Below are 6,124 nucleotides of genomic sequence, written 5' to 3' on the forward strand. Positions count from 1 at the left end.
ACTCATTAAAATCGCGTAATTCGATGCACTTTATAGGGAGTAGTTCCATGCAATTATCAAGACCCTCCAGCAAAATGGCCCTAGCCTCCGCTTGGTCAATTGCCCTCGTCACCAGCATCGCGTGTGGCAAAGTGCAGGTGAAAAACGCCGGCGGCAACGGCATCCTCATCCTCGATGCTACCAAAGACATTGCTGTCGCCGATCAGGAGTTGACGTTAAAGCGTCTGCGCGTGTGGAAATCATCACCCAATGACTCGGGTCCTGGTGTTTCCTCTTTGATCGATACCTATACTGCCGAAGTCTGGTTCAGAGTTTCGGGAGAGGATGCGGACCAGTATGGCGTGATGACTAATCTCCAGAGTGATAATAACGGCAATCTATTCCCGTCAAATAATAGGCCGGGCAAAGTCTATACGATCATCAATGAGGACAACAACGTACGCACCTACACAGCTACGGCCGATGACGGTTTAGTCCAAAGCAAATTCGACTTATATGCACCATGGAGCTACAGCACAAGCGCTGTCGCCACCAACCCCAAAACCGTCAGCTGGGTGTACAAGCCCGTACGCGAGTTCGGTGTCACCGAATGGGCCAATATTTATCGCTACACTATGGCCAGTGACGCCTTGATCTATTCGCGCTGGCGCATGGTTGAAAATACCACAGGACTTGCCGCTAAGGCTGTGTGTCAAATTACCAAAGTCAACCTCTCAACTGGCGCAGCAAACAGGAGTATGAAAGCCTCATCTAGTTCCGTTGATCTTGGTACTTATTACGACGCTGCAAACAACAATGGAGACGACCAGACTGACGCCAACGGCAAATCAAACGAGAGATCGGACGATAAACTTTACGTGAGTTATACCGAGTACTGGTACGTCACGGGTCTTAATGTTTCGACACGCACAGTCCGGACCATGCGTGCCCGAACCGGTGACACCTATGTATCGAGGCACTTAAAAGCTGATACAGCTGCCACATCACCCGCAGAGTCTGGCTACAACAAGGTCGTAAGAGAGTGCAACACTGCAGCAAAACCAGCATCAGGCGAAACTGGGAGCAGCAACATACTCATACTTAGGAATCTCGCCAATCCGTCACCACTCACCCCAGAATTGGGGGCCATACTCAAGTCCGGTGGTCAACCAATGACCGACCATGTGTACTGCGACGCCCTCGACACCAAAACAAACGCCAAGGATTATATGGTTTCGCTGGTGAGTGCAACTAACGACACACCACCCGGTCTTGCCTGCGGCAGCGGATGGACGTCGGTAGAAACAACCGAAGTCTGGAGCACTGCCGACGGTTACTCGGCCCCTGTAGGTGACACTACTTCATCGAATCAATACAGCGTAGAACAGACGGCGATCACGACATCGGTTTTTTAAGATCGTTGGATCAAAATTCAAAATTAGCAAAAGCTAATCAGCAAGGGCATTGAGCAGAATCAGATTTTTCACTGATGTGAATACTGATCCTGGTCAAGGCTTTCCTTGTTTTTACTCGCTATCGAGTTAGCTTTCAAAACGTCCAGGATATTTACAAAGCCAAAAAGAGTGTCGCGTTTTTATACCACCAAACTGGCACCTGCCCTCATGTGGTCGTTGGCCATTTGCCTCAACCCCCTCATTTTATTTGACCACGGTGTTCCCGCTTTGAACGGCACGATATTTGCTCCGGGAGTCTTTGCACATTTTAACCAGTTGAGGCACATGTCTTATGCGTATCCAATTTGCGTTCCTAGCCGCTATGCTATGTCTAACAGCCTGTGGCAACACGAGAAAAAGCACCACCACCCCTAAGAGTGACGACCACGAACCAACACCTCAGATTGCGTATGTGTCGAACACGACTAATTTGGAGGCGATCAATTGCACTGGAGTCGGTCTCCGTGGCCCAAGCTGTGAATCTATGGATTCAGCGGCAGAGATCTTCGAGGGCATCGCTAGTGTCTCGGGTGCAGCCGTGCTCACTTGCGCCATGATTCCCGATGTCGTCCTATCAAAAGCCTTGGCGGTCGGTTTTGGGGCTCTGGTGGCGCAAAGCAAATTCACAGCATTTATCTTAGATAAGTTTCCATGCGATGCATCGCTATCGCAAAAACAGAAAGACGAGATCGCGCGGCAGGTAGATGCGATCCTTACGGCACGGGGCATCAAAGTCGAAGGCCCGATTACTATCCCTGACAACAAAAAATAAGAGGTGGCCTGTGCTTGAATCACTGTCGACTGGATTATCTTTTCTTTCTTCAGCAGCGGGCGTAGCAGTCTCTGTGCTGGGACTCTATGAGGTAATTTATAGCTTGGGCCCGGCGCCGTCGGCCGTCCTAAAATTTGACGGCAGTACCGATAGCTTTCAACTAACGGTGTTGAGGGGCTCACTCCGTCGGCGCACGAATGCTCAGTCCATTGTCAGATTTGCCCCTGGTACTGGCATGTATTTTCCAGGCGGGCGTCGCTTTTACCGGAATCAGATTGGTTTCGAGGTGGACGTCGTCTTTCTGGATGCGCAACAAGTCGTCGTAGGCATTAGTCGTGCGGGTGACAATTCGTCAATGTCCCCATACGAGCGGCATGCGGCGTCTTTCTTCATCTGTAATAAGGGTGATGCGGCCGGAATAAGCACTGGGCAAAAGGCCCTATTAGAAATCGCGAGTCCTGCGGGCTTATAGTTCATGGGTCAGCGGGGGGCGCCCTCCCGAAGGGGGCAACCCCTGGCTGGCAAGAACATCCTTAAACGGCGGCACCATCGCCCGACGATGCCGGCCCACGCACACCTAAGAGGCCGATATAGCCTTCCTCAGTTTAGTGGACACCGAGTTAAGCATAGTATAGCAAGTGCTTAACGGAGTGATTATGTACAAGAAGAGACGGACATTCGACAAGGAATTCAAACAGAATGCCATTGATATGGTTCTACGGGACGGTTTGACTCAGACTAATGGAGATTGGAGCTCGTCAGCCGGCTTCTGGCTTGACCGCGCACTCCGATCGAGGGTCTCAATATGTCAGCAAGGACTCTCAGTCACTCCTGCGTGCCGACCCGAGCGTCTGGATTCTCGCAGACAAATAAATTGATCGGTGCCAGGCTAGGGATATAACGCCAAAACGGTTCTAAAATGCCCCAGCTTGAGCCGAGTGTACGCCGAATTTTTAGGCCGTGGTGTTGCAATAATTCGTTCGCTGCTCGACTTGTGATGCCTCGTATATGGTGGAGGGGTTGGTTGCTTGGATTATTAAGACGTCCAACTAGTCCCATCCCGAAGTTAGCCAATTCGTTACTTACCTCTAAGATGTGCGGCTGAAAGCCCGCAAGCAATTCGAGTCGAGCAAGTAACGAAGAAAGGTTGGGGAAGGAAATTGCTATGCAGCCCCCAGGTCGACAATATCTCATCGCATTTTTAATGAGTGCATCGGTTTTATCGACATGTTCTATGACTTCAAAAAGGCATACTAAGTCAAACTCAGGTGCGTCCTTGATTGTGAAGTTCGACTCAAGATCTACTTGCTGATACCACGACACGATATTCTGAGAGGCCGTCAGCTCTAAGCGATCAGCTGAAAAAATATTCAAGTTGTGGTTAATTTGGCGGCAATAGGTTTCGAATGCGAACGCTACACCTGAGCCTAAATTAAGAAGATTTTTGGCCTGGCGAATCTCATCGATTAAATTTTTATAGTAAGGCCTGTGTATCTTTGTGTCGCCGTCCATGGTCAAGTGCTTGGGCCTGGAGTCGGCATGTTTTGGTAGCTGATTCATCTGATGATCCGCGCTTCTTTTTCGGTAGTTGGTGAATTAAAGAGACTGTCGCTAATTACACTGTATCGAATGTTACAGGGTGCTTGATTTTGGCCTTTGCGACTGACATCTAGATTGCTGTTTAGTACCACAAAAACCTCATATAGCTTAAAGCTTAATATGTACGAAGCCGAGTATAGGTTAGCGTCTACGACGAGACGATACGACCAAAAGCAGCAAGTGCGGCCGCAACCTCAGGTTTAGATGCGACATAACAAGCGTCTACAGCGTTTCGCTCTTTGAATGGTTTAAACAAGGCGTCTAGGCGTACATCGCTGCCAGGAATTATCTTCCAGATTTGGATGTCGTCCTCAGGGAATTCGGCAAGTAGAGTTAAATAGGAACGTTCTTTAACCGGGACCTGCAATTTGCCATTTACCAGTAGCAATTCAGCGCCCAACTGACCGAGTTGACCGAAATTTATTGCTGGAAATTGCGGCAAAAGTGGCCAATCGGTGTAGCCGTAGTTCATGTTTACGTCACCATTAATGGTCTTTTTTCCACTCAAGACCACTTCGAGATCAATGGCCCGTTTTATTTCAATATTCTGCTTTTCAAAGCGCATTATTACTTGTTCAGAGCGATTCCGCAGATACTGAATGTAGCGTGCCGACTCAGATGCCTTGTGGAGCATTGTCGATGGCGTGGCTTCAAAAACACCAAGCCCTAACAGCAGACATGTATAAATTTTCGGGCGTTTTGTTTCCTGCACCACCAAGGCGATCAGCGTGGTAAGTGCAACTAGAAAAAGAATTGCAAATCGGGAATAGGACCGAAACGGAACGATATGCCTGAGCAACTCATTGGGCATGGGTATTTGTTGGCCAAAGTAAGTTAAAGTCGGCGGCAGGCTTATTAGAAACGAAAGTATCATGGCCAATATTAACCCATTAACGAGACCAGGGTTACGCTTTTTGGCTTTCCAGATTGGTGCCAGATATTTATCCGTAATCACACGGAATCTACGATCCAAAAATGGCAACCTCCCAATAAATGCAACGCTCAAAAGACAAACAAAAAGTGACGGGAGTAAGCCAATGGATATCGGCAGCTCGTCCGACCAGTAATTGCGTGCATTGTTGGCATCGGCAATAAAAGGTCTAAAAAATGTGCCGAAAAATCGATTGTGGACATTTGGCAAGAAATAATCACTGGGACGAGCTGAGTAATTGTAGAGAAAATAAAGCGACCCGCCGTAATTTTGGGCGGGATCTTGATACCATCCATCGCTCATATCTTGAAAGAAAGATAGGTAGATAAAAGGCATGATCAGGGCAATAGCGATGATAGCGCAATTCATGTTTGCTAAAAAGGATTTGCGGGTGAGCATGGTCTTGGGGGCAGCAATTACATAGCCAGCAAAGATGGCGACGGCTAGCCATATGTTTATGTACAGGTAATAAGGTGTCGCATAGGCAGTTGCAGCCATTAATATCGCGGCTATTAGTATTTGGCGACGATCTTGCTTGCCGGCTTGCAGAGCCGAGAATGCCGTCAAAAAACATGGGAAATAGAATATTGGCATAAGGCCGATATGCGCCCAAGAATGAGCGTATGAATAGGCACTAAATGTCACTAAGATAGCTGGGATTAAAGCGGTCAAATTATCCCGCAAGAGAGATCGCGTCGCGAAATACGTCACGATCATATTGACTAGCATCAGTAGCATAATTGCAACGTTAAACGAGCCCACCAACTTCCCGCTTAGCTTTGCGAGTGCCGTGAAGACAATGAAGCCAGGTCCGAAATAGCGATTGGGGCCAATAAAACCCATGGATCCGAAAGGGTAGCTATGGGACGTAACGTGATTGATGCAGCCCCGTTCCGCTTGCATGAGAAAGTCATGGACGAGGTGGAGGTCGCCGACTGGGTCGGCTGAGATCGAGATACCCCAAATGAAATCGTTCAAAGGCACGGTGAGAAGTCCATGGAAGTGCAGCGTAATAATAGCAATACCCAGCGTGGTTACTGATAAAATGAGGCGCCACGTAGCCATGCGTCCTTGGGAGTTCACAGAACCTCCAATTAGTCGTGCGGACATCGCAACGGGCGTTATTGCGCCCAGTTAAAGTGGTGTTCGGTTAATAATCTATCAGAACGTCAGCCAGTACTCCAACCATACCGTAGGACGCGCTAGCGTCTCGGGCTTGGTTGGTGGTGAAGGCCGACATTTCGATAGAAATCCAGCCTTGGAGCTGAGCTTCCTACTTGATCCGAAGTGGCCTGCCATCTATGAGGAGGGTATGGCTACGGCTATTGCCGAAATTAATAATATCAAAAACGGTCGCAAGTCTTAGGCTGTCCTTTTGTCTGTTAACCT

General features: G+C 48.6%; 5 protein-coding genes. 3 read left to right on the forward strand and 2 right to left on the reverse strand.

Features of this window, described 5'->3' with window-relative positions:
• Window positions 1–47 precede the first annotated feature (47 nt).
• The 3 genes from FJ146_14890 (at window position 48) to FJ146_14900 (ending at window position 2,677) form a co-directional block, all read left to right on the forward strand.
• The gene (locus tag FJ146_14890) at window positions 48–1,394 is read left to right on the forward strand and encodes a hypothetical protein (protein ID MBM4253254.1); all 1,347 of its coding nucleotides are present in this window, start codon (window positions 48–50) and stop codon (window positions 1,392–1,394) included.
• A gap of 331 nt (window positions 1,395–1,725) precedes the next feature.
• On the forward strand, window positions 1,726–2,205 hold the full coding sequence (locus tag FJ146_14895; protein MBM4253255.1) for a hypothetical protein: 480 nt from the start codon (window positions 1,726–1,728) through the stop codon (window positions 2,203–2,205).
• A 10-nt stretch (window positions 2,206–2,215) separates the two neighbouring features.
• Window positions 2,216–2,677, forward strand: coding sequence for a hypothetical protein (locus FJ146_14900; GenBank protein ID MBM4253256.1), 462 nt, complete (start codon window positions 2,216–2,218; stop codon window positions 2,675–2,677).
• A gap of 353 nt (window positions 2,678–3,030) precedes the next feature.
• On the opposite strand, the gene FJ146_14905 is transcribed toward FJ146_14900, so the two are convergent.
• Together FJ146_14905 and FJ146_14910 are read right to left on the reverse strand one after the other, a co-directional pair.
• The gene (locus FJ146_14905) at window positions 3,031–3,765 is read right to left on the reverse strand and encodes a class I SAM-dependent methyltransferase (GenBank protein ID MBM4253257.1); all 735 of its coding nucleotides are present in this window, start codon (window positions 3,763–3,765) and stop codon (window positions 3,031–3,033) included.
• Between the two features lie 187 nt (window positions 3,766–3,952).
• Window positions 3,953–5,578 carry a hypothetical protein gene (locus FJ146_14910; GenBank protein ID MBM4253258.1) on the reverse strand — a complete coding sequence of 542 codons (1,626 nt, stop codon included), beginning with the start codon at window positions 5,576–5,578 and terminating at the stop codon, window positions 3,953–3,955.
• Window positions 5,579–6,124: the final 546 nt, after the last annotated feature.

The organism is Deltaproteobacteria bacterium (assembly GCA_016874735.1).
Lineage (GTDB): Bacteria > Bdellovibrionota_B > Oligoflexia > Oligoflexales > CAIYRB01 > CAIYRB01.

Excerpts from the sequence above, each read along its gene's own strand:
- FJ146_14910 (MBM4253258.1), bottom strand. The coding sequence starts at position 5,578 with ATGGGTTTTATTGGCCCCAATCGCTATTTCGGACCTGGCTTCATTGTC.
- FJ146_14890 (MBM4253254.1), top strand. The coding sequence starts at position 48 with ATGCAATTATCAAGACCCTCCAGCAAAATGGCCCTAGCCTCCGCTTGG.
- FJ146_14895 (MBM4253255.1), top strand. The coding sequence starts at position 1,726 with ATGCGTATCCAATTTGCGTTCCTAGCCGCTATGCTATGTCTAACAGCC.
- FJ146_14905 (MBM4253257.1), bottom strand. The coding sequence starts at position 3,765 with ATGAATCAGCTACCAAAACATGCCGACTCCAGGCCCAAGCACTTGACC.